We start from the raw sequence: 21,906 nt of genomic DNA, 5'->3' as shown, positions 1-21,906 counted from the left end.
CTATGAGAAGATTTGTTTTGACGCTGCTATTGCTGGTGTTTGCGTGGGGAGCCTTTGCCCAGAGCGGGCTGCCTGCGGACCTGACCCGGGACCTGATGCCTGTCAGCCAGATAAAGCGGGGCATGAAGGGCTACGGCCTCACGGTCTTTCACGGGACCAAGATCGAAAGGTTCGATTTTGAGGTGCGGGGCATCCTGAAGGAGGCCAATTCCGGAGGCGACCTCATCCTGGTGAAGCTGAAGCACCCTCTCATAGACCAGCGTATGTCCGGGGTCATCCAGGGCATGAGCGGCAGCCCCTGCTACATCAACGGCAAGCTGGTGGGCGCCGTGGCCTACGGCCGCGGGTGGAACAAGGAAAACACCTGCATGCTGACTCCCATACACGACATGCTGGAGACCCTGGACCCCAGGCTCAACGAGAGCGGGGCTGCCTCCGGCTCCCGCAGGGTGTCCGATCCCGCCAGGCTGCAGATACCTCTGTCCGTATCGGGCCTGAGCCCCGCGACCCGCAGCATGTTTGCCGACACCTTCAAGGGCAGCGGCTTTGTGCCCGTGGCGGGGGCCGGGGCCGACACGGCCTCCCTGCCCGATGCCAAGGGAGCCAGCCTGCAGCCCGGAGCCGCGGTGGGCGCCGTGATCATCACCGGCGACATCAACGCGGTGGGCACCGGTACAGTCACCTGGCGCTCGGGCAACAAGCTGCTGGCCTTCGGCCATCCCATGGACGAGATAGGCCCTACCTCCATCCCCATGTGCAAGGCCTACGTGGTGGACGTGTATTCGGGCTATGAGATATCCCACAAATATTCCGTGCCTCTGGACATAGTGGGGCGCATCTATCAGGACAGGCCCTACGCCATAGCCGGCGAGATCAACGGCGTGGCCAGCATGACCCCCGTGAACACCCACGTGAGGGACAGGGCCACCGGCCGGGAAAAGACCATCCGGTGCAAGGTGGCCAGCGGCGAATACTACTTCAGGGACTACGCCGTCATGCCCGTGGTGGAGACCTACATCCGGGTCCGGCCCCAGCAGAGCGGAGTGAACTGCCGCGCCACCTACGATTTTGAGCTGGCCGACGGCGAGAAATATTCCTTCACCAACTACTACACCTCCGAGTCCGACGTAGCCTGGCAGATCATGTCTGAGATGACCAAGGTGCTCTCCAAGGTCACCCAGAGCAAATACGGCTACAAGCGGCTGAAGTCCATAGACGTGGACATAGAGCTGGACAGCGGCAACAAATACGCCTACATCGAGAGAGTGTTCATGAACAAGAAGGAGCTGAAGGCCGGCGAGGACCTGGAGATAGGTCTGGTGATGAGGCCCTACGGCAGCGAGACCACCTTCACGGAGACCAAGACCCTGCACGTCCCCGACAATCTGGAGGACGGCAATCTGTCCATCCTGGTTTACGGCGGCGCCCTGTCCGACGCCATCGAGCTGGCGCCCACCTCCAGGCAGGGCAACAACACCCTGATCAGCGTCATAGACACTCAGGACAACTCCACCTCCTTTGAGCAATATCTCAAGAAGACCATGGACTTTGACAAGAACAACGAGCTGGTCATCAGGCTCATTCCCGCCACCGGCGACGTGCTGGTGGTAGCCGGCAACAAGCTGCGGGATATGCCTCCCTACATGAATCAGCTCTTTGCCAGCGTGAACAACTCCGTGTTCACCACGGAAAAGCTGGACTACAAGACCGTGTTCAAGACAGACGAATACATCCCCATGGGCGCGGTGGTCATGTCCGTGCCCGTGAAGAACAACACGGGGGTCAGCGCCAAGGACGTCCAGGGCAAGCCTCTGTCCGCGCGCATACTGTCCCCCCGGGACCCCGAGAGCCTCTTTGCCGGCGACCGGAGCGGGCTCCTGCGTCTGGCGGGCGAGCTGGACGAGGCCCTGGAGACCGTGAAGAAGGAGCAGGAAGCCGTCAAGTCCGGGGACAAGGCCGAGGACAAACCGGGGGAGAAGGCCGAGGACAAGAAGCCGGAGGACAAGAAAGAAGAGCCCAAGCCTCAGGACAAGAAGCCCGAGACCACCGTGTCCAAGCGGCCCTCTCAGCTGGAGCTGAAGGAGGGAGAGCTGGCAAAGGGTGAATTCACCGGCTGCAGCATGGGCAAGGACAACGCCATCTATCCCACGGTGGAGCGGCTCTCCGAGCTGCAGGTACCCGAGCAGATGGCCACCTGCTCCCTGCAGACCGAGGAGGGGCTGTATATAGGCACCGGCCTTGCCGCCGGCGTCTATCTGAAAAAGGAGGGCGAAAAGCTGTCCAAAGTCTGCGGCCTGGAGGACCTGTGGGTGACCAGGCTCATCAAGACCTCCGGGGGCCTCTACGCCTCCACGGCTCCCTCCGGCAAGGTGTTCCGCATAGAGGGCCGGGAAGCGGTGGAAGCCGCGGCCTTTGACCACAAATACATATCCGACGTCATTCCTCTTGCAGGCGGGGAGCTGATGGTGGGCTTTGCCGACTCGGACGAGCTGTGCATCTGCTCCGCCGACTTTGTGAAGTCCCGGTCCCTGCGGCACGGAGGAGTATATACCACCGATTTTGCCGCCGCTCCCGACGGCAGCGTCATCATAGGCACCAAAAAGCAGCTGGTGCGATACACGGGCTCCGGGCTGCAGGTGCTGATGAACGACATGGGAGGCAGCGTCAACTGCGTGGCCGTGAGCCCCTCGGGAGACGTGTACGCCTACGTGGCCGGCAAGAATATGATAGTCAAATACAACTCGGGCCTCACCAAGATAGCCGAGAAGATAGGCGACTGCTTCAGGGCGGTCAGCGACGAGACGGGCAACGTGTATTTTGCCGGCAGGGATCAGGTCATACGCATCTTCCCCGACGGCAACTGGGCCGTGGACGAGTTCAGGGGAGCGTTTCAGTTCTCCGACATAGCCCTCTCGGGGCAGGGCAGGGCCTACCTGTCGGGAGTCAACCCCGGCGGAGTGTATGAGATACGCCTGCATCCCTCCGAGTGCATCTACTCCACGGAGCTCATAGACCTGGGGACCACGGTGAGCCTGCAGGAGGCCTCCGCCCCCGCCGGCGGCATCAGCTGGTCCGTGGACAAGGGGGACGGCCGCAAGCCTCTGGAGAAGAATACCCCCTTCGGGGCAGGCAGGATCTGCGCCAGGTTCAACGAGAGCCTGCAGGGCTCCTTTAACAAGATCACCCTGAGCTACTTCATGGCCAACAGGGCCCCCTCCGTGAAGCTGAAGGCTCCCGCCTTCGGCCAGAAGCTGTCGGGCAAGACCAAGATGGAATGGGAGGTGTCCGACCCGGACAACGATTCCTGGATCCCTGTGATAACTGCCCGGAAGCCCGGCTCGGAAGACCGCAGGGTGATATATCCCGCCGCGGACGGGCTGCCCAAGGCCGACGCCAAGCCCGAGACCTCCCGGGAGATAGACACCGCCGGGCTGGAGGACGGCCGCTGGCTCATAGAGCTGCAAGTGACCGACGAGCCCTCCAATCCGGAGGGGGCAATAGCCGCCGTCGCCTCTGCCGAGGCCCTCATATGCAACTCCGAGCCTCTGCTGGAGGCCGCCGCAGCCGCGGAAAACGGCAAGCTGTCCATCAAGGGCAAGGCCTCCTGTCCCACCATCGGGGTGATAGCGGGGGTCCAGTTCTCCTATGACGGGCTCCTGTGGATGTCCTGCCGGTCTCCCAAGGGAGTCTTTGACACCCGGGAGACGGACTTTGAGGCTTCCTTTGCCCTGCCGGAGGGAGCAACGGGCGAAAAGACTGTGAAGGTGAGAGCGGTGGACGACTTCGGCAACAGCAAGGACCTGGAGCTGAAGGTCAATCTGGGCTGAGAAAGGAGATAAAGAGATGACAGACTGTATATTTTGCCAAATAGCCTCCGGAGCCTTCGGCTCCCTGATATACGAGGACGACACCACGGCGGCCTTCAGGGACATCAATCCCCTGGCCAGGGTGCACATCCTAATAGTGCCCAAGGAGCATATACCCTGCATAGACGAATGCGGCGATATGTCCCTGGTGGCCCATATGATAGAGGTGGCCAGGGAGCTGGCCCGCAAGGAGGGTATCAGCGAGAGCGGCTACCGCCTCATGATCAACTGCCGGGAGGACGGCGGTCAGACCGTGATGCATCTGCATCTGCACCTGCTGGGCGGCGAAAAGATCTGCTGGGGCCCCGCATAATGAAGCTGTTTGCTGCGGCAATAGCGCTGATCCTGGCGGCTGCGGCCGCCTTCGCCAACCCGGTGGAGCCCTCGCAGTCGGTGGACGCCGCCGCCTTCGGCGTGGCTGCAGACGGCAGGACCCCCTCGGCCGAGGCTCTGCAAAAGGCCATAGACAGCCTGCCCGGCGCAGCCGGGGGCAGGGTGCGCCTGCCTGCAGGCATCATCCTGCTGGACAGGACCGTGACCGTGAAGGAGAACGTGTATCTGTTCGGAGCGGGCGACAGCTGGGAAAACACCCACACCACCTTTTACGTCAGGCACAGGGAGGGCCCCGCCTTTTCCCTGGGGTCCTACTGCGGCGTGAAGGGGGTGTCGGTGGAATACCCGGACAACCTGTCCGACGAGAAGATGCGCCGGCCCGACCGCTACGACCCGGCCTTTGAGCTCCGCGGCAGCAACGTGAGCCTGGAATACGTCAATCTGGACGGCGCCTGGATCGGAGTGTCCAGCGCGGGCACGGGGGCCAACAACGGCCAGTCCCTCTTTTCCAACATCAACGGCTTTTGCCACCACCGGGGCTTTTGGCTCAGCGGGGCGGCGGACATCAACCGGTTCGAGAACGTGCACCTGTTTCCCTCCCGGTCCAACCAATACACGGAGGGCGACGCCTACTTTGCCCACAACCTCATAGGCTTTGAGTTCGGCAGGCAGGACGGAGCCATGTTCACCGACTGCTTCATCATCATGGGCAAGGGCTTTTTCCGCCAGGGGACGGACTCTCCCGGTCCGGGCTCCAGCGGAGGTATAGCGGAGCTGCCCTACAACGCCTCTCTGGGCTACGGCTTTTTCGGCTGCTGGATAGAGGCGGTGGACACGGGCTTTGACATAGAAGGCGTGTGCGGCTTCAACATAGTGAACTGCAACGTGCTGGTCAACAAGGGCGGCGTCGGCATAAGGATAGCGGCCGAGACCATAGCCTACAACGGAGCCGTGACCGGCACCCAGATAAGGGGCTTCGGCGGCGACAATGAATTTTGCGGCATAGATTATGACCTGCGGCTGAAATATTGGTCCCACAACGGCATGAACAAGCTCACCGTCTCCGACTGCCAGATACAGGGCGCCTCGCCGGCCATACGCATCCGCGGCAATGCCCGCAGGGCGTGGATAAAGGGCTGCCTGCTGTCCGGGACGGACAAAAGCCCCGCCCTCCAGATAGACAGGGGCGCGGAATACGTATATGTGAAGGACAACATTTTCCAGGTCGAGGATGCCTCCCGGCCGGGGCCTATTGAGTGCCCTCCCGGCCTGAAGGGGACTGTGACAGAGAACAACGTCTTTGAGGATCTGTCGAAGCAAAAGCCCAAGGCGGGTGACGCCCAATGAAAAAGCTGTGTGTGATACTCTTGCTGCTGGCCCTGCCGGCGGCCCTGTGGGCCGGCGAGCAAAAGGCCTTCAAGCCTGCCGCAGAGGTCAATGCGGCGGACTTCGGCGTCACGGCCGACGGCAGGACCCCTTCCGCCGCGGCCCTGCAGAGGGCCATGGACTCTCTGAACACCGAAAATACCCAGGGGGGCGTGGTGCGGCTGCCTGCGGGCCTCATCCTGATGGACAAGCCTGTCACGGTGCCCGACAGGGTGACTCTGGAGGGGGCCGGCGCCGGCTGGGAAAACACCCACACCACCTTTGTGATCAGGCACAGGGAGGGCCCCGCCTTTTCCCTGCTGACCCACTGCGCCATAAAGGGCGTGTGCATGCGGTATCCGGACAATCTCACCGACGAAAAGATGGCGCAGCCCGACGAGTATCCCCCCTGCGTGGTCCTCATAGGCTGCAACAATACCCTGGAATACATCTCGGTGGACGGGGCCTGGATATTCTGCTCCACGCCTCAGGGGGGGGCCAATGCGGGACAGTGCTATTTTGCCAACATCAACGCCTTTTGCCACTATCGGGGCTTTTATCTCACGGGGGCGGCGGACATCAACCGGTTTGAGAACATCCACTTTTTCCCCAGCCAGACCGCCAAGGGCGGCAGCTTTTCCATGGACAACCTGATAGGCTTTGAGTTCGGCAGGCAGGACGGCTGCATGATGAACTCCTGCTTCATCATCAGGGGCAAGGGCTTTTTCAGGCAGGACCGGGACAACGGCATCGACGGCAAGTGGAGCCAGTCCCTGGGCTACAGTTTCATGAACTGCTGGATAGAAAACGTGGACTGCGGCTTTGACTTCGCCGGCGTGTGCGGCTTTACCATAGCCGGCTCCAACATACTGGTCAAGGACAAAGGCGTGGGCGTGAGGGTCCGCGCCGAATGCATCGCCTACAACGCAGTGGTCAACTCCACCCAGATCCGGGGCTACCCCGGCAAGACCTTTACCGGCGTGGAATACGATATGGAATACAAGTGGTGGGCTCCCAACGCCCTGAACAAGCTGACTGTGTCCGACTGCATCATCCAGAGGGCGGCCCCCGCCGTCCGGCTGGGCAAAAACTGCTGCCGGGCGTGGGTGCAGGGGTGTCTGCTGTCCGGCAGTCCCGCCATGGATATAGACCCGGAGGCCGCGGGCTGCACCGTGAGCGACAATATATTTCAGCTGGAAAACGACGGCATGTCCCTTTGGGGAGGCCCCCGGCCCTCCGGCAGGGACGTGGTCCTGCGGGACAACCTGACCGAAGACCTGCGACAAAAGGAGGCTGCCAAATGACCAGACTGCTCTCCGCGCTGCTCCTGGTACTCTGCGCCGGCTCTCTCTGCGCTTCGGCGGTCTCGCCGTCGGGAGAGGTCATGGCGGCTGACTTCGGCGTCACGGCCGACGGCGCCGCTCCCTGCGCGGCAGCCCTGCAAAGGGCCATTGACAGCCTGCCCTCAGGCGGAGGGGTGGTGCGTCTGCCTGCGGGAGTCATGGCGCTGGAAAAGACCGTGACCATCCCTCAGCGGACCGTGCTCCTGGGACAGGGCGACAGCTGGGAAAACACCACCTCCACCTTTCACGTCAGGCACAGGGACGGCCCCGCCTTCCGCATGAACTCCTATTCGGCGGTGAAGGGGGCGGCGGTGTATTATCCGGACAACCTGACCCCGGAGAAGATGGAAAAGCCCGATCTGTACGATGCGGCCTTTGAGATAGCCGGCTGCAACGTGAGCCTGGAATACATAGACATAGACGGCGCCTGGATCGGAGTGTCCACTCCCTATCCGGGGGGAGCCAACGCGGGGCAGTGCTATTTTGCCAACATCAAGGCCTTCTGCCACTGGCGGGGCTTCCGCCTCAGCGGCGGGCTGGACGTGAACAGGTTTGAGAACGTGCACTTTTTCCCCTCCCGCATAGGCCCCTTCACGGAGAAGGCCTACGCCGCCCACCATCTCATAGCCTTTGATTTCGGCCGTCAGGACGGAGCCACCTTCAACGCCTGCTTTGTGATAGGGGCCAAGTGCTTTTTCCGCCAGACCCTCACGGCCCGGCCGGACGCCAATGAGAGCGTGATCAGCCTGGGCTACGCCTTTACCAACTGCTGGATAGAGGCGGTGGACTGCGGCTTCGACTTCCGGGGAGTCCTGGGCTTCACGGTGCTGGGCTGCAACGTGCTGGTCAACAAGGGAGGCGTGGGCATCCGGGTCCTCCCCGAGGCCATAGGCTTCAACGGAGTCATCAAGGACACCCAGATCCGGGGCTTCGGCGACGGCGCCTACACCGGCATAGACCACGATTATTCCGGCATATACTGGAAGCCCTTTTATACCAACAAGCTCACCATATCCGACTGCGTCATCCAGAGCGCAAGCCCGGCGATACGCCTGGGCAGCAAGGCCCAAAGGGTGTGGGTGAAGGACTGCCTGCTGATGGGGACCGGCGAGGTGCCGGCGGTGATCATAGACGAGGGGGCGGACTATATATACCTGCAGGACAACCTGCTGCAGCAGCCCGGCAAGGCCCGGCCCCTGCTGGATATGTCCTCCGGCGCCAACAAGGTGATCGCAGGCAACAGGACGGAAAAACTATAGCGACGCGCCCCGCGGGGGGCGGTAAGGAGTATCGATGATAGTTCATGCCGACGGCAGTCCCTGCCGTCTTTCGGAGGTGGGATCCCGGGATCTGGCGAGCAGAGTGCTCTCCAAAAGAAGGATCTCGGACACCATTACGGAGATAGAGATCTATGCGCCTTTGGTGGCGGCGGCCGCAAAGCCCGGGCAGTTCGTCATGATCTGCCGGGACGAAAAAGGGGAGAGGATACCTCTCACCATCAGCGGCGCCCGCAGGGACAAAGGCTCCATCAGCGTGATCTTTCAGGCTGTGGGCCGCAGCACCATAGAGCTGTCCCGGGCGGAGGAGGGCGACCCCGTCATGTCCGTGGCGGGCCCCATGGGCCATCCCAGCGTGGTGGAGGGCCTGGGCAGAGTCGCCGTTATAGGCGGCGGAGTGGGCACCGCCATCGCCTACCCGGTGGCCAAAGCCATGAAAGAGCACGGGAACGAGGTGACGGTGATCATAGGCGCACGGACCAAGGGCCTGTTTTTCCTCACAGACGAGATCAGAGCCTTTGCCGACAGGCTGCTGCTGATCACGGACGACGGCTCCTCCGGCCGGAAGGGGCTGGTGACCGACGTGCTCAGGGAGCTGCTGGAGGAGAAGGCTCTGGACAGCGTGCTGTGCATAGGTCCCCTGCCCATGATGAGGGCGGTGAGCGACCTGACCAAAGAATACGGCGTGCCCGCCACCGCCAGCCTGGACCCCATCATGATAGACGGCACCGGCATGTGCGGCTGCTGCCGGGTGAAGGTGGGCGGCGCGGTGCGCTACACCTGTGTGGACGGACCCGAGTTCGACGCCCATCAGGTGGACTGGGACGAGCTGAAAAAACGCAAGGCATATTATTTTGAAGAGGAGCAGGAGCAAAAGAGAATGGCTCTTGAAAACAGCATATGAGCACGGCGCAGGTATCGATGCCCTGCCAGGAACCCTCGCAGAGGATCCGCAACTTTGACGAGGTGGCTCTGGGCTACACAAAGGAATTGGCGGAACTGGAAGCCTCCAGGTGTCTGAGCTGCAAGAATCCCCGGTGCGTGAAGGGCTGCCCCGTGGGGGTCAATATACCCGAATTCATACGCAGGATCAAAGAGGGCGACAGCGCCGGCGCTCTGGCGGTGATCATGGAGACCAACTCTCTGCCCGCAGTCTGCGGCAGGGTGTGCCCTCAGGAAAAGCAGTGTCAGAAGCAATGTATCCTGGCCAGGGCGGGCAAGCCGCTGGCCATAGGCAGGCTGGAACGCTATGCCGCGGACAGCGCCTGCGACGCCATTTCCCCGGCAGCCACGGATGAATTTGCCGGCTTCAGGGTGGCGGTGGTAGGCTCCGGCCCCTCCGGGCTGACGGTGGCCGGCTCTCTGGCAAAGAAGGGCTTCAGGGTGACCGTGTTTGAAGCCCTGCACAAGCCCGGCGGAGTGCTGCGCTACGGCATCCCCGAGTTCAGGCTGCCCAGAGGGGTGCTGGACCGGGAGATAGACCAGATCAGCGCTCTGGGGGCAGAGTTCATCCCGAACGCCCCCGCCGGCAGAGCCTTTGAGGTGACGAGCCTTTTTGACGAGGGCTTTCACGCCGTATTTCTGGGCACCGGCTCCGGAGCGCCCAAGCTCATGGGCATCAAGGGCGAGGACCTGCCCGGCGTGTTTTCCGGCAACGAATGGCTCACCAGGATCAATCTGATGCGGGCCTGCCGCAGCGACTATCTGACCCCCATGCCCAAGCCCGGCAAGACCGTGGTGATAGGCGCGGGCAACACAGCCATGGACTGCGCCCGCACGGCCCTCAGGACCGGCGCCGAGAGCGTGACCATCATATACCGCCGCAGCCGGGCCGAGATGCCCGCCCGGGAGGAAGAGATACACCACGCCGCCGAAGAAGGGGTGCGTTTTCGCTTTTTGCTGGGGCCGGCTGAGTTTTTGGGAGAGAAGACCCTGCAGGCTGTCCTGTGCAGCGAGATGGAACTGGGAGAGCCGGACCAGAGCGGCAGACGCCGCCCCAGGCCCACGGGCAAGACCGAGGTCATCGCGGCCGACTGCGCCATAGTGGCCCTGGGACAGACCCCAAATCCTCTCATCAGGGACACCACCCCCGGCCTTGAGACCCTCTCCTGGGGAGGCATCCCCGTGGACCCGGAGACCGGCATGACCAATATCCCCGGCATATTTGCCGGCGGCGACGTGGTCACCGGCAGCGCCACTGTCATATCCGCCATGGGCGCCGGCAGGATAGCTGCCAAAGGCATCGAAGAGTATATCAGAGCAAAATATATGTGAGCGGCTCAAAGCCGCCGGCTCCCGGAAGGGGGCCTTTTTTTTGCGCCTCAGGCGCCGGGATGACGGCGGAGCGTTGGGCCTGTCAGGCCCGGTCCACGGCCGCTTTCATTTCCCTGACGAATCCGCCGATGCGCTCCGGCGCCTCCCGGCCGTATTTTTCCAGCAGCTTGATGATGGCGCTGCCCACGATGGCTCCGTCGGAAAGGGAGGCCATCTTCCGGGCCTGCTCCGGGCTCGATATGCCAAAGCCTATGGCGCAGGGGACAGAGGTGTTGTGGCGCACAGTCTCTATGATGGACCCGAGATCGGTGGTGATCTCGCTCCTCATGCCGGTGACTCCCAGGCTGGAGACCACGTAGAGGAAGCCCTCGGCCTCCCTGGCTATCATGGCTATCCTGTCGGCGGAGGTGGGGGCGATCATGCTGATCAGGTCCACTCCCCGGGCGCGGCAGGCGGCGAGAAACTCGCCCTTTTCCTCAAAGGGCAGGTCGGGCAGGATGACGCCGTCTATGCCCTCCCGGCTGCAGCGCTCCATAAAGCGCTCCGCTCCGTAGGAATAGACCACGTTGGCATAGGTCATGAAGACCATGGGTATATCCACGGTCTGTCTCAGGCGGCTCACCAGTTCGAACACCTTGTCGGTGGTGACTCCCGCCGACAGGGCCCTCAGGTTCGCTCCCTGGATCACGGGGCCTTCCGCCGTGGGGTCGGAAAAGGGTATTCCCAGCTCTATGAGGCCGGCTCCGTTGGCCGCGGCGGCCTTCACCGCCGCTTCGGTGGTGGCGAGGTCGGGGTCGCCGCAGGTGATAAAGGGTATAAAGGCCTTGCCTTTTTCAAAAGCCTTGTATATCTTACTCATGGATGTCTTCTCCCCTGTAGCGGGCTATAGCCGCGCAGTCCTTGTCGCCCCTGCCCGAAAGAGTGATCACCACGATGGCGTCCCGGGGCATGGAGGGGGCCTCCTTCATGACCCAGGCGGCCGCGTGGGCAGATTCGATGGCGGGGATGATGCCCTCGGTCCGGGCCATATACTCAAAGGCCTCCACCGCTTCTTCGTCGGTGACCGGCGCGTATTGGGCCCTGCCCGTGTCGTGGAGCCAGGCGTGCTCGGGGCCTATGCCCGGATAGTCCAGGCCCGCGGATATGGAATACACCGGGGCTATCTGGCCGTATTCGTCCTGACAGAAATAGGACTTCATGCCGTGAAATATGCCCTCTCTGCCGGTGGCTATGGTGGCCACGGTCTCAAAGGTGTCCACGCCTCTGCCCGCCGCCTCGCAGCCCACCAGCCGCACGCTGCGGTCCTCTATGAAGTGATAAAAGGAGCCTATGGCGTTGGAGCCGCCGCCCACGCAGGCGGCCACCACGTCCGGCAGCCTGCCTTCCCGCTCCAGCATCTGCTCTTTGATCTCGGCGGAGATCACGGCCTGAAAGTCCCGGACTATGGTGGGGAAGGGGTGGGGCCCCATCACCGAGCCCAGGCAGTAGTGGGTGTCCGATATCCTGTTGGTCCATTCACGGAAGGCTTCGGACACTGCGTCCTTCAGGGTGGCGGTGCCGGTGCTGACCGGCACTACCTGCGCTCCCAGCAGCCGCATGCGATAGACGTTCAGGGCCTGGCGCACCGTGTCCTCCTCGCCCATAAACACCACGCACTCCATGCCGAACAGGGCCGCCGCCGTGGCGGTGGCCACGCCGTGCTGGCCGGCTCCGGTCTCTGCTATGAGGCGGGTCTTGCCCATCTTCTTGGCCAGCAGGGCCTGGCCCAGCACGTTGTTGATCTTGTGGGCGCCGGTGTGGTTCAGGTCTTCCCGTTTCAGATATATCTTTGCCCCGCCCAGGTCCTCTGTCATATGCCGGGCAAAATAGAGCCGCGAGGGCCTGCCGGCGTATTCGTTCAGCAGCTCCGACAGTTCCCGCCGGAAGTCCGGGTCGTCCTTGCAGCTGAGGTAAGCCTCGTCCAGCTCGATGACGGCGTTCATCAGGGTCTCGGGGATATACTGGCCCCCGTGGATGCCAAAGCGTCCTTTGCTCATGGTATATATCTCCTTACAGCATATCCGCCGCCCGCAGGATCATCTCCTCGGTCTCTTCCCAGCCCAGGCAGGGGTCTGTGATGGATTTGCCGTAGCAGCCTCCGCCCACCTCCTGAGAGCCGGTCTCTATGTAGCTCTCTATCATGAAGCCCTTGACCAGGTCCCTGATGCGCCGGTTGTAGCGGCGGCTCTGCAGCACCTCTCTGATGATAAGGGGCTGCCGCATAGGGTCTTTGCCGGAGTTGCTGTGGTTGGTGTCCACCAGCGCCGCCGGGTTGGGCAGGCCGCTCTTGTCATAAAAATCGCACAGCAGCTCCAGGTCTTCATAGTGATAATTGGGGTGGTTTTGCCTGTGCTTGTCGGTGTAGCCCCTCAGTATGGCGTGGGCGTAGGGATTGCCGAAGGAATGGGCCTCCCAGCCCCTGTAGATAAAGGTGTGCTGATGGTGGGCCGCCGTGATGGCGTTCATCATCACGGACAGGTCTCCGCCGGTGGGGTTTTTCATGCCCACGGGCACGTCTATGCCGGAGGCCGTCAGCCGGTGCTCCTGATTTTCCACCGACCGGGCGCCCACTGCCACGTAAACCAGGATGTCGTCCAGATATTTGTGGTTGTCCGGGTAAAGCATCTCGTCGGCGCAGCCAAAGCCGGTCTCGTTGACCACCCGCATGTGCATTTCCCTGACGGCTATGAGCCCCTTGAACAGGTCGGGCTTCTCGTTGGGGTCCGGCTGGTGCAGCAGCCCCTTGTAGCCGTCCCCGGTGGTGCGGGGCTTGTTGGTGTATATCCTGGGGACTATCATGATCTTGTCCTTCACCCTCTCCTGCACCGGCACCAGCCTGGATATATAGTCCAGCACGCTGTCCTCATTGTCGGCGGAGCAGGGGCCTATGACGAGTATTAACCTGTCGCTGCGGCCGTCCAGTATCTGCTTCAGCTCCAGCACCTTTTGCTCTCTGGTCTCGCTGACCTTCCGGGTGACGGGAAACATCTCCTTTACCTCCAGAGGTATGGCGAGCTTGCGATAAAAATCCATATTCATAAGTCTGACCTCACTATCCCTTATTTTACGTCAAACCAGGCCCTTCGCTCTGTGGAAAGACGCATCTTTTCCCGCATTGTTTCCGTGTCGTCCCTGTCCAGGGCGTCCCGGAACTCCCTGATCTCCTCTATAAAGCGGTCCATCTTGTCCAGCAGGGGCTTTTTGTTCATGACGAACAGCTCGCTCCACATGTTTTCGTTGATCCGGGCTATGCGGGTCAGGTCCCGGAAGGAGTTGCCGGTGTAGTCTGCCAGATGCCTGTTGTCGGTGCAGGTCATCAGGCTGACGGCTATGCAGTGGGTGAGCTGGGAGAGGAAGGCTATCATCTCGTCGTGCTCCTCCGGCGACAGCACCGATATTTTCCGAAAGCCCAGTATGCGCCCCAGGTCCTTGCACCACTCCACCGCTTCGGGAGTATTGCTGTCCGTGGGGGTCACGATAAAGTTGGCGTCGTGAAAGATGCGGTCGTCGCTGTTTTCCACGCCATAGACCTCCCGGCCGGCCATGGGATGGGCCGGTATGAATTCCACTCCCGGAGGCAGGAGCCTCTGCACGTCGTAAACCACGGCGCTCTTGACGCCGGTGACGTCGGTGAGCATGGCTCCGGGACGGAACAGATGCCCGTGCTCCTCTATCCATTCCCTGAACACGTGGGGATACAGGCCAAAGATCACCGCGTCGGCTCCGGTCACCAGCCCGGGCTCCACCCGGGTGCTGCCCTCCTTGATGATGCCCCGGGACAGGGCGTAGCCGATGGCTTCGGGGCGGGTGTCTATGGCCGTCACGTGATAGCCCAGACGGGACAGGGCCATGGCGTAGCTGCCGCCCATGAGACCCAGGCCCGCTATGAGAATATTGCCTTTACTTATCCACTGCATACCATGTTACTCCAAGTTGTTTCAGCGCGTCAAAAAAGTCCGGCCAGCTCTTCTTTACCGCCCCGGCGCCGCTGACGGCGCCTCCCGTGACGGTGAGCAGCACCGAGAGGGCCATGACTATCCTGTGGTCGTTGTGTCCGCAGAGGGGCTCTGCGGGGGCCGTGAGGCTGCCCGGAAACACCGTGAACGCGTTGTCCTCCTCCAGGCAGCGTATGCCGAATTTGGCCAGCTCCTCCGCCATGGCCCGGGTCCTGTCGGACTCCTTGATGCTCAGGCGCTTCGTGCCGGTAAAGCGGCCGCCCGTGAGCCCCGCCGCCGCAGCAAACAGCACCGGCCCCAGGTCGGGGCACTGGGATATGTCCAGCTCGGCCCCGCCGTCGGCCAGGCGGCGGAAATACTCCACGCAGACCTTGTCGCCCTGCAGGGAATCCGGGTCCAGCCCCTCCACCCGGACGCTGCCTCCGAAGAGGTCCAGGGCCTTCAGAAAGGCGGCGTTGCTCCAGTCGCCCTCCGCGTCGGCGTCCCGGGGGATATATTTCTGTCTGCCGGGGACCGTGACGCCTCCCTCTTCCAGCGCCGCCCGGACGCCGAACATGTCCAGCGCCTGCAGGGTCATCCGTATATAGGGCAGGCTTTCCGGCGGGGTGGTAAACTCTATGCGGCTGTCCCCGTCCAGCAGGGGCAGGGCAAACAGCAGGCCGCTGGCGAACTGGCTGGAGACGTCGCCCCTCATCCTGTAGGTCCCGGGGCCGAGAGAGCCCCTCAGGGTCAGGGAGCGGGGCCCCTTTTCGAAGAGAAAGCCCTTTTCCGCGCAGATGTCCTCATACACGGACAGAGGCCTCTCCAGCAGCCGCTCCGACCCGGTGAAGACCACCTTGTCCGACAGGGTCAGGGCCCAGGGTATCAGGAACCTGAGGGTGGAGCCGGACTCGCCTGCGTTCATGGTCAGGGAGTCCGTGTCGCCCCGGAGGTATTTTTTCGCGGCTTCTATGCAGCCCTCCGTGGCCAGTATGTCGTCGGAGGGGGCCAGGTTGCCTATGCGGCATTTGCCGCCGCCGCACTCCTCCGCCAGAAAGGCGGCTATGAGCAGCCGGTGGGCCATGCTCTTGGCCGGCGGGGCCGTGACGGTGCCGGAGGCCTTGCCCGGCTTGATGCAGACGGTCCTGCCCGGGGTCCGGAGAATGGCCGCGAGAAAGCTGACGGCCTCGGTGTAGCCGTCAAAGCCGTGGCCGGTGATGGTCTTCAGGCAGGCGTCCCTGACGTAGGATATCTGTCTGAAGGCCTCCCGCTCCTCCACCCGGGATATGTGCACCTCCACCGCGGGCAGGCCGACCGCCTTGAGGGCGTCCAGCAGGGCCACGCTGGTGTGGGTGTAGGCTCCCGGATTGATGACTATGCCGTCGGCAGCGCCCAGGGCCTGCTGTATCTTGTCCACCAGGTCTCCCTCGTGATTGGACTGATACAGCTCCACGTTTGCGCCGATGGCCGCGGCGTGGGCTTCTATCCTGCGGCACAGGTCCCCGTAGGTGCCCTTGCCGTATATGCCCGGCTCCCTTATCCCCAGCATATTGAGGTTGGGGCCGTTGATGACGAGTATGTTCAATGCTGTGCCCTCCGGTCTATGACAGCCTCTCTCTGAGTATCTCCATGGCCGTGGCGTCCGGGGTGCCCGAGACCCGCACCGCAGCGTCCGCCGCCGCCCTGTATATGGGATACCGGGCGGCGTAGAGGGCCCTGATCTTTTCCTCCGTGTCCGCCAGAGGCCTGGAGGGGTCGGGGAGTATGTCCTCCGGGTCCCGCTCCAGCAGGACTATCCTGCCGTTTTTCTTCAGGGCGGACAGGTTTTCCGGCCGCAGGGGCGCTCCCCCGCCGGTGGAAATGATCATGCCGGTCTCCCCGGACAGAGAGTCGATGGCCTCGCTCTCCAGCCGGCGGAAATGCTCCTCGCCGTATCGGGCGAATATGTCCCTGATCTTCATGCCGGTCCGGCGTTCCACCATCAGGTCCGTGTCCTCCATAGGCCGCTCGGTGATGCGCTTCAGGGCCCCGGCGGCGGCAGTCTTGCCGGCGCCGGACATGCCTATGAGCACTATGTTTTCCTTGTCGCCCCGCACCTTTTTCCAGATGCTGTCCGTGAGGCCCGCGGGGTATCGTTTGTCCAGAAACAGCTCTGCGGCATACACGGCCTGGGCCGCCAGCATATAGAGGCCTCCCTCCGCCCTGACGCCCCGGCTCAGGGCATCCAGGACCAACTCGGTGCGCAGGGGGTTGTAGATGGCGTCTATGACTCCCTCGAGCCGGGCAAAGGGCTCAAGGCTCAGGGGCTTGGCCCTGTGGTCCGGGAACATGCCGCAGGGGGTGGTGTTGATGATGATCTCCGCGTCCCCGTGGCGGTCCATGGCCTCGTCGTAGGACAGAGCCCCGTCTTTTCCGGAGCGGCTCACCCTGTATATCTCCCGGGCTCCCCGGGCCCTTGCCAGGGCCAGAGCCGTGCGGGAGGTGCCTCCGGTGCCCGGTATCAGCACCTTTTTGCCCCTGAGGTCAAGGCCCGCATGCCTCAGGAGGGCGTCCATGCCCGAAAAGTCCGTGTTGAAGCCCAGGAGCCTGCCGTCCCGGTTGACTATGGTGTTCACAGCCCCTATGGCCCGGGCGCTCTCCGATATCTCCGACAGATAGGGCAGCACCGCCTCCTTGTAGGGGATGGTGACGTTGACGCCTCTGAAATCCGCCTCCTTCAAAAAGCCGGCCAGCTCCTCCGGCCGGAGCTCCCGGAGCTCGTAGCGGTAGCTGTCTATGAGAGCGTGTATCTCTTTGCTGAAGCTGTGGGGCAGGCTCTTGCCTATGCAGCCGTATTCCATATCATTCTCCTAAATAGTCTGCGCCGTACCGGACGGTCAGCAGGTCCGCCGCCGCCAGAGCCGCCGCGCAGTTGACAGCGGCCGCCGCCCTGTGTATGACGGCGGGGTCGTGCCTGCCGGACAGGGACAGGGTGGCGCCGGTCCCCTTCTCCAGGTCCACCGTGGCCTGGGGCAGGAACACCGAGGGGGTAGGCTTTACCATGACCCTGAACAGTATGGGCATGCCGTTGGCTATGCCTCCGTTGACTCCCCCGTTGTGGTTGGTGGAGGTCCTCACCTCTCCCGAGTCGGACAGGCAAAAGCCGTCGTTGTATTCGGAGCCCGGGAGGCCCGCCAGGTCGAAGGCCCCCCCAAAATCCACTCCCTTGACGGCGGGTATGCCAAAGAGCGCGTGGGACAGCACTCCCTCCACCGTGTCGAACCAGGGCTCGCCGGTGCCGGCGGGGAGGCCCGCTATGCAGCCCTCCAGTATGCCGCCGCAGCTGTCATGCAGGTCCCTCATCTCCAGTATCCGCTCCCGCATGGCCTTTTCGGCCTCGGGGTCCAGCGCGGGGAAGTCCTTGCAGTCCAGGCTGCGGAGCTGCTCTGTGAGCAGGGCTTCGTCGCCGGAGAAGGCCTGGTCCCGGAGCAGGGGCTCTCCCCCGCCCAGCGCGGCGATGTGGGAGCCTATGAGGATGCCCTTCTTTTCCAGTGCCGGCAGCAGTATGCCCCCGGCGGCGCACAGGGCCGCGGTGATGCGGCCGCTGAAGTGGCCTCCGCCCCGGTAGTCCTGAAAGCCCCTGTATTTCACTTGGGCCGTGTAGTCGGCGTGGCCGGGCCTGGGCGTGTGGCGCAGGGACGCGTAGTCCCGGCTGTGGACGTCGGCATTGGGTATGATTATGGTGAGAGGCGTGCCGGTGGTCCTGCCCTCAAAGACTCCGCTGGCTATGTGAAATTCGTCCGCCTCTCTGCGGGCCGTGGATATGGCTCCCGCCGGGCGCCTCTTGTCCAGCTGTTTTCTGATGCTGTCCCCGCTGACCTCCATGCCGGGGGCCAGGCCGTCCAGCACAGCCCCTATCTCCGGTCCGTGGCTCTCGCCGAATATGGTGAGGGTCACCGCGCTGCCAAAGGTGTTTTTCATGCCTGACCTCCCTCCGGGATCCCGGGGACCCGGGCTATCCTCTCCGCCAGCTCCGCCGGGGACAGGGTCTGAAACTCAAAGCGGCCCGCGTCCCGCAGCAGCACCGCCACCACTCCCGACCGGGAGGCTTTTTTGTCGTGGAGCACCCGCTCCAGCACCCGGGCGGGGTCCGCCGAGGTGCCGCCGGGAAGCCCCAGCCTGGCCATGGCCCGGGCCAGCCTTTCCCGTATCCCCGGGTCCGCCATGGGCAGCATGCCCAGAGCCACGCATTCGCCGTGGAGCAGGCCGGCGGCCTCTCCCTCTATGCCGTGGCCTATGGTGTGGCCGAAGTTCAGCGCCTTTCGCAGGCCCTGTTCCCGTTCGTCCTCCTCCACCACCCGTCGCTTGATGGCGAGGGAGCGCTCTATGACCGTGGCCAGAGAGGCCCGGGGGTCTGCATTTTCAAAGAGGCCGAAGAGCTCCGGGTCGAAGCAGGCCGCCATCTTCAGGGCCTCCGCCAGACCGTTGGCGGTCTGTCTGGGGGACAGGGTCTCCAGCAGGGACGGGTCCGCCAGCACCCTGCGGGGAGGGTAAAAGGCTCCCACTATATTCTTGACGCTGTCCAGGTTGACGGCGGTCTTGCCGCCTATGGACGAATCCACCTGGGACAGGACCGTGGTGGGGACGTTGTAAAAGTCCACCCCCCGCATGTAGCAGGCGGCGGCAAAGCCCGCCAGGTCTCCCGGCACCCCGCCGCCTACGGCCACCACGCAGTCCCGGCGGGTAAAGCCCTCCCGGAGCATGAGCCTCAGCAGGCGTTCCCATTCCTGTACGCTTTTGCTGCCCTCTCCCTGAGGGACCACTGCCAGGCGGGGCTCCCGGCACTGCCGGGCCAGGCTGCGGGCGTATTGGGGCGGCACGCCCTCGTCCGTGACTATCAGCGCCTTTCTGTCCAGGTCCAGCAGGTCCGAGGCGCAGGCGAGACAGCCGGGCTCTATGATGACGTCATAGCCGCCCTTGTCCGTGTCTACGTGGAGTGTCATAGGCTTTTCCTCACTATATCTCTTCGGGTTCGGGGTAGCTGCCCACTATCTTCAGCATGTCGCAGTTGGCTCTCAGCTCCTCCAGCATGCTGCTGCCTTCGGGGGAGAATATGTCTCCGCCGGCTTCCAAATAGAAATAATACTGCCAGGCCAGGCTCTTCAGGGGATTGGACCGCAGGGCGCTCATATTGAAGCCCCGCCTGCCCACCACGTCTATGGCCTTTGCCAGGGAGCCGGCCTCGTTGCGCACCGTGAACATGAGTATGAACCGGCTGTTTTTTTGGGACCGGGCGTTCTGCACCCGGGAAAAGACGCCGAAGCGGGTGGCGTTCTGAAAGCTGGTCTGTATGTCGTGGTCCAGCACCGTCAGGCCGTAGAGCTCCGCCGTCTCCGCTCCGGCTATGGCGGCCGTGTGGATGTCCGTGCCGGAGGCTACCGCTTCGGCGGCCACCGCCGTGTTGCCCGCTTCCTCCGTGTCGAAGCCCCGGGCCCTGATGTATTCCCTGCACTGGGCCAGGGCCTGGGGATGGCTGACCACCCGGCGGATGTCCGACAGCCGGGCCCCGGGCAGGGCCAGCAGGTTGTGCCTGACCCGCAGGGTATAGACCGCGTTGACGTAGAGAGAGCCCTGAAACATCAGGTCCGCCACCTGCCCCACCTCGCCGGCGTAGCTGTTTTCCAGAGGGAGCACCGCCTGCTCGCAGTCTCCCTGCTCCACGGCGCCGTAGGCCTCGGGAAAGCCGGGGAAGCCCACCGCTTCCCCCTCGGGGAAGATGCGCTCAGCCGCTATGCTGGCAAAGGAGCCCCCTATGCCGCTGTAGGCGATGCGGACTCCGGAGATGAGCTCCCTCTGATAGCGTTTGGAGGCGTTGAAGGTGTGCTGCAAAAACCGCACGTAGTGGGCCCTCACCGCCGGGTCGGCGATCAGGGCGGCGTTCTTTTCCACCAGGGCCTTTTCCACCTCGGGAACGAATATGGGCAGCCCCCGCTCCTTTTTGTAGGCGGCCACCACCTTTGCGGCCTCCATGCGTTTTTCGAAGAGGGCCGCTATTTCTCTGTCTGCCTGCTGTATGGCCAGCCTGGCCTCTTCCAGCTTGTCCACTCGGTTTACCTCGCATTGCGGGCGGCCGATACCGCCGCCCTGATTTTTTCTCTGTCCTTCACCCCGCCGGTCTCCACGCCGGAGGACAGGTCCGCCATGATGACGCCCGGTATGCGGGCCGCCCCGGGGATGGACTCGGGGGTCAGGCCCCCCGCCAGGATGAAGGGCCGGCCAAAGCCCTCCGTGAGAGAGAGGTCAAAGCCCCTGCCCTGGCCCATGCCCCCGTCCAGGAGTATCTCGTCGGCGCTGCTCCGGAGAGCCCTGTCCGCGTCGTCGGCGCTGCGGACCACAAAGGCCTTCCACACGGGCAGGGAGATGAGCCGCCGCAGGGCGGCTATATAGTCCTCGTCCTCGCTGCCGTGGAGCTGCACCGCGTCGAGCGACAGCTGCTCCGCCGCGCTGGCCACCTCCTCCGGCGGCCGGTCCACAAAGACCCCCACAGCCCCTATCTCCGGCCGCAGGAGCCCCCTGATCTCCGCCGCCTGCCCGCAGGTCACGTGCCTGCGGCTCCGGGGGAAATGCAGGATGAAGCCGGCATAGTCCGGAGGGAATTCGTTGACCATGAGGGCGTCCTCGGGGCGGAACAGGCCGCAGATCTTGATCTTCACTCTGCCGCCCGCCTGAGCCCGGCGAGAAAGGCCCCTTTGTCCGGGGCCCTCATGAGGGCTTCGCCCACCAGCACCGCGTCGGCGCCCGTGTCCTTCAGGGCCGCCACGTCGTCGGGGCCTCCGATGCCGCTTTCGGACACGTAAAGGCAGCCCGCCGGTATCCGGTCCCGGAGGCGCGCCGCGTTGGACAGGTCCACGGAAAAGTCCTTCAGGTTGCGGTTGTTGACCCCTATCATGCGGGCCCCCGCGTCTGCCGCCATCTGTATCTCGTCGGCGTCGTGGGCCTCCACCAGAGCCGCCAGGGACAGGGACTCGCAGAGAGCCACCCACCGGGCCAGGGTCGCGGGGGGCAGCAGGGCGCAGATGAGCAGCGCGCAGTCGGCCCCCAGGACCTTGGCCTGGAATATCTGGTATTCGTCTATGACGAAGTCCTTGCGCAGCATGGGTATATCCGTCAGGCCCCGGACCTCCCGGAATATGCCGTCGGACCCCAGGAACCACCGGGGCTCCGTGAGGCAGGAGATGCAGTCGGCGCCGGCGGCGTCGTATTCCCGGGCGATGCCCCGGTAGTCGAACAGGGGGTCTATGAGCCCCTTGGAGGGGGAGGCCTTTTTTATCTCGCAGATAAAGGAGAGGCCCGGTTTGGCCGCGGCGGCGTAAAACCTGTCGCCTCCGCCGGGCAGGGCTTCCGCCTGCTCCCGCAGGGCGGAGAGGCCCGCCGCCTCCCTGTCTTTTTCCACCCGGAGCCGGGCGTAGGCGGCTATCTCTTCGAGAATGTTCAT

The 21,906-nt window shown here is 63.5% G+C and carries 18 protein-coding genes; 7 read left to right on the top strand and 11 right to left on the bottom strand.

Annotated features, from left to right (window positions below; all coding sequences use genetic code 11):
• Positions 1 to 2 precede the first annotated feature (2 nt).
• Genes IK083_00530 through gltA form a run of 7 tightly spaced genes read left to right on the top strand, consistent with a single transcriptional unit; the run spans position 3 to position 10,458 of the window.
• Positions 3 to 3,827, top strand: coding sequence for a hypothetical protein (locus IK083_00530; GenBank protein ID MBR4748044.1), 3,825 nt, complete (start codon positions 3 to 5; stop codon positions 3,825 to 3,827).
• 16 nt (positions 3,828 to 3,843) lie between these two features.
• Positions 3,844 to 4,179, top strand: a complete 336-nt coding sequence (locus IK083_00525) for a histidine triad nucleotide-binding protein (GenBank protein ID MBR4748043.1) — start codon at positions 3,844 to 3,846, stop codon at positions 4,177 to 4,179.
• Complete coding sequence (locus IK083_00520) at positions 4,179 to 5,546, top strand: hypothetical protein (protein ID MBR4748042.1); 1,368 nt, start codon at positions 4,179 to 4,181, stop codon at positions 5,544 to 5,546. The genes IK083_00525 and IK083_00520 overlap by 1 nt, the downstream gene beginning before the upstream one ends.
• Positions 5,543 to 6,868, top strand: a complete 1,326-nt coding sequence (locus IK083_00515) for a hypothetical protein (GenBank protein MBR4748041.1) — start codon at positions 5,543 to 5,545, stop codon at positions 6,866 to 6,868. Before IK083_00520 ends, IK083_00515 begins: the two co-directional genes overlap by 4 nt.
• Positions 6,865 to 8,166, top strand: coding sequence for a hypothetical protein (locus tag IK083_00510; GenBank protein ID MBR4748040.1), 1,302 nt, complete (start codon positions 6,865 to 6,867; stop codon positions 8,164 to 8,166). Before IK083_00515 ends, IK083_00510 begins: the two co-directional genes overlap by 4 nt.
• Positions 8,167 to 8,200: 34 nt before the next feature.
• Complete coding sequence (locus IK083_00505; GenBank protein MBR4748039.1) at positions 8,201 to 9,088, top strand: sulfide/dihydroorotate dehydrogenase-like FAD/NAD-binding protein; 888 nt, start codon at positions 8,201 to 8,203, stop codon at positions 9,086 to 9,088.
• Positions 9,085 to 10,458, top strand: coding sequence for an NADPH-dependent glutamate synthase (gene gltA / locus IK083_00500; GenBank protein MBR4748038.1), 1,374 nt, complete (start codon positions 9,085 to 9,087; stop codon positions 10,456 to 10,458). The genes IK083_00505 and gltA overlap by 4 nt, the downstream gene beginning before the upstream one ends.
• Positions 10,459 to 10,540: 82 nt before the next feature.
• On the opposite strand, the gene IK083_00495 is transcribed toward gltA, so the two are convergent.
• Genes IK083_00495 through trpC form a run of 11 tightly spaced genes read right to left on the bottom strand, consistent with a single transcriptional unit; the run spans position 10,541 to position 21,906 of the window.
• The gene (locus IK083_00495) at positions 10,541 to 11,317 is read right to left on the bottom strand and encodes a tryptophan synthase subunit alpha (GenBank protein ID MBR4748037.1); all 777 of its coding nucleotides are present in this window, start codon (positions 11,315 to 11,317) and stop codon (positions 10,541 to 10,543) included.
• Positions 11,310 to 12,494 carry a tryptophan synthase subunit beta gene (trpB, locus tag IK083_00490; GenBank protein ID MBR4748036.1) on the bottom strand — a complete coding sequence of 395 codons (1,185 nt, stop codon included), beginning with the start codon at positions 12,492 to 12,494 and terminating at the stop codon, positions 11,310 to 11,312. Before trpB ends, IK083_00495 begins: the two co-directional genes overlap by 8 nt.
• A 13-nt stretch (positions 12,495 to 12,507) precedes the next feature.
• Positions 12,508 to 13,536 carry a 3-deoxy-7-phosphoheptulonate synthase gene (locus IK083_00485; GenBank protein ID MBR4748035.1) on the bottom strand — a complete coding sequence of 343 codons (1,029 nt, stop codon included), beginning with the start codon at positions 13,534 to 13,536 and terminating at the stop codon, positions 12,508 to 12,510.
• Between the two features lie 20 nt (positions 13,537 to 13,556).
• On the bottom strand, positions 13,557 to 14,414 hold the full coding sequence (locus IK083_00480; GenBank protein MBR4748034.1) for a prephenate dehydrogenase: 858 nt from the start codon (positions 14,412 to 14,414) through the stop codon (positions 13,557 to 13,559).
• Positions 14,398 to 16,017, bottom strand: coding sequence for a type II 3-dehydroquinate dehydratase (gene aroQ / locus IK083_00475; protein MBR4748033.1), 1,620 nt, complete (start codon positions 16,015 to 16,017; stop codon positions 14,398 to 14,400). Before aroQ ends, IK083_00480 begins: the two co-directional genes overlap by 17 nt.
• A gap of 16 nt (positions 16,018 to 16,033) precedes the next feature.
• Positions 16,034 to 17,272, bottom strand: coding sequence for a shikimate dehydrogenase (locus IK083_00470; GenBank protein MBR4748032.1), 1,239 nt, complete (start codon positions 17,270 to 17,272; stop codon positions 16,034 to 16,036).
• 1 nt (position 17,273) lies between these two features.
• Positions 17,274 to 18,392: a chorismate synthase gene (gene aroC, locus IK083_00465; protein MBR4748031.1), complete on the bottom strand. Its 1,119-nt coding sequence runs from the start codon at positions 18,390 to 18,392 to the stop codon at positions 17,274 to 17,276.
• Positions 18,389 to 19,414, bottom strand: a complete 1,026-nt coding sequence (locus tag IK083_00460) for a 3-dehydroquinate synthase (GenBank protein MBR4748030.1) — start codon at positions 19,412 to 19,414, stop codon at positions 18,389 to 18,391. The genes aroC and IK083_00460 overlap by 4 nt, the downstream gene beginning before the upstream one ends.
• Before the next feature lie 13 nt (positions 19,415 to 19,427).
• Positions 19,428 to 20,516 carry a chorismate mutase gene (locus IK083_00455; GenBank protein MBR4748029.1) on the bottom strand — a complete coding sequence of 363 codons (1,089 nt, stop codon included), beginning with the start codon at positions 20,514 to 20,516 and terminating at the stop codon, positions 19,428 to 19,430.
• 5 nt (positions 20,517 to 20,521) lie between these two features.
• On the bottom strand, positions 20,522 to 21,079 hold the full coding sequence (locus IK083_00450; protein MBR4748028.1) for a phosphoribosylanthranilate isomerase: 558 nt from the start codon (positions 21,077 to 21,079) through the stop codon (positions 20,522 to 20,524).
• Positions 21,080 to 21,120: 41 nt separating this feature from the next.
• The gene (trpC, locus tag IK083_00445) at positions 21,121 to 21,906 is read right to left on the bottom strand and encodes an indole-3-glycerol phosphate synthase TrpC (protein ID MBR4748027.1); all 786 of its coding nucleotides are present in this window, start codon (positions 21,904 to 21,906) and stop codon (positions 21,121 to 21,123) included.

The sequence above is a fragment of the Abditibacteriota bacterium genome (genome assembly GCA_017552965.1).
Classification (GTDB): domain Bacteria; phylum Armatimonadota; class UBA5829; order UBA5829; family UBA5829; genus RGIG7931.
This window is presented reverse-complemented; position numbering and strand designations above follow the sequence as displayed.

Bases quoted from the DNA above. Each gene is read 5' to 3' on its own strand.
- IK083_00470 (MBR4748032.1), bottom strand. From the start codon at position 17,272: ATGGAATACGGCTGCATAGGCAAGAGCCTGCCCCACAGCTTCAGCAAA.
- IK083_00515 (MBR4748041.1), top strand. From the start codon at position 5,543: ATGAAAAAGCTGTGTGTGATACTCTTGCTGCTGGCCCTGCCGGCGGCC.
- IK083_00495 (MBR4748037.1), bottom strand. From the start codon at position 11,317: ATGAGTAAGATATACAAGGCTTTTGAAAAAGGCAAGGCCTTTATACCC.
- aroC (MBR4748031.1), bottom strand. From the start codon at position 18,392: ATGAAAAACACCTTTGGCAGCGCGGTGACCCTCACCATATTCGGCGAG.
- IK083_00505 (MBR4748039.1), top strand. From the start codon at position 8,201: ATGATAGTTCATGCCGACGGCAGTCCCTGCCGTCTTTCGGAGGTGGGA.
- IK083_00525 (MBR4748043.1), top strand. From the start codon at position 3,844: ATGACAGACTGTATATTTTGCCAAATAGCCTCCGGAGCCTTCGGCTCC.
- gltA (MBR4748038.1), top strand. From the start codon at position 9,085: ATGAGCACGGCGCAGGTATCGATGCCCTGCCAGGAACCCTCGCAGAGG.
- IK083_00510 (MBR4748040.1), top strand. From the start codon at position 6,865: ATGACCAGACTGCTCTCCGCGCTGCTCCTGGTACTCTGCGCCGGCTCT.
- IK083_00485 (MBR4748035.1), bottom strand. From the start codon at position 13,536: ATGAATATGGATTTTTATCGCAAGCTCGCCATACCTCTGGAGGTAAAG.
- trpC (MBR4748027.1), bottom strand. From the start codon at position 21,906: ATGAACATTCTCGAAGAGATAGCCGCCTACGCCCGGCTCCGGGTGGAA.
- IK083_00530 (MBR4748044.1), top strand. From the start codon at position 3: ATGAGAAGATTTGTTTTGACGCTGCTATTGCTGGTGTTTGCGTGGGGA.
- IK083_00450 (MBR4748028.1), bottom strand. From the start codon at position 21,079: ATGGTCAACGAATTCCCTCCGGACTATGCCGGCTTCATCCTGCATTTC.
- trpB (MBR4748036.1), bottom strand. From the start codon at position 12,494: ATGAGCAAAGGACGCTTTGGCATCCACGGGGGCCAGTATATCCCCGAG.
- IK083_00460 (MBR4748030.1), bottom strand. From the start codon at position 19,414: ATGACACTCCACGTAGACACGGACAAGGGCGGCTATGACGTCATCATA.
- IK083_00480 (MBR4748034.1), bottom strand. From the start codon at position 14,414: ATGCAGTGGATAAGTAAAGGCAATATTCTCATAGCGGGCCTGGGTCTC.
- IK083_00520 (MBR4748042.1), top strand. From the start codon at position 4,179: ATGAAGCTGTTTGCTGCGGCAATAGCGCTGATCCTGGCGGCTGCGGCC.